The organism is Sulfurihydrogenibium sp. (assembly GCF_027448985.1).
In the GTDB taxonomy this organism is placed as follows: Bacteria; Aquificota; Aquificia; order Aquificales; family Hydrogenothermaceae; genus Sulfurihydrogenibium.
The window spans coordinates 1-635 of the sequence record NZ_DAIDMN010000181.1; the positions used below are offsets into that span (position 1 = coordinate 1).

The following is a 635-nucleotide window of genomic DNA, read 5'->3' on the forward strand; positions in this document are numbered from 1 at the left end:
TTGGAAGGAAAAAATATTGTTGGCATTGTGATGAATGGTTTTTCCGGTAAAGATGTTTCAGAAAAAACAAATCCTTATGTAATAGAAGAGATGACAGGTATAAAAGTTTTGGCTAAGTGTAGTGAATCTCATAATCCGGTAGATGAATGTTACAATATTTTAAAGAATGATATAAAAGTCATTTTATGAAATATATTTCATTGGATGTTCGGATTATTTTTATTATCATTTCAAAGAATTAATTGAAAGAAGATAAATGAAAGAAAAATTGCTAAATTTATAAAGAAAACTTTTAGCATTTCCTTTTTAAGATTATTATTAGCAAATATTAATATATACATATACTTGAAAAATGTATTTGATATGATGGCAAGTAAAACTATAATGCTAGCTTGATTTATAAAAATAGTTCCATTTTTTGATAATGAAGCAGCGGAAAAGGTGACAGCATCGACATCAATAATTCCTGAAATTAAGCTTATTATATAAACTCCGGATATACCTATTTCATTTTGGGAATATTTTATTAAAACAAAGATTACGATATAAATTAATGCAAATTGAAAAACTTCTACAATACTAAAAGGATTTTTAAATTTATTATTACTTTCTTGAATCTCACCACTTAATTTTAG

At 24.6% G+C, this 635-nt stretch carries 1 protein-coding gene and 1 pseudogene; one reads left to right on the forward strand and one right to left on the reverse strand.

The window, feature by feature from the left end; genetic code table 11:
• Positions 1 to 189: pseudogene (locus tag NE054_RS08465) on the forward strand (ATP-dependent dethiobiotin synthetase BioD); the annotation flags it as partial.
• 41 nt (positions 190 to 230) lie between these two features.
• Here NE054_RS08465 and NE054_RS08470 read toward each other — a convergent pair.
• Positions 231 to 635, reverse strand: a 405-nt coding sequence (locus NE054_RS08470; protein WP_297890557.1) for a DUF4010 domain-containing protein, incomplete at its 5' end; no start/stop codon positions are given.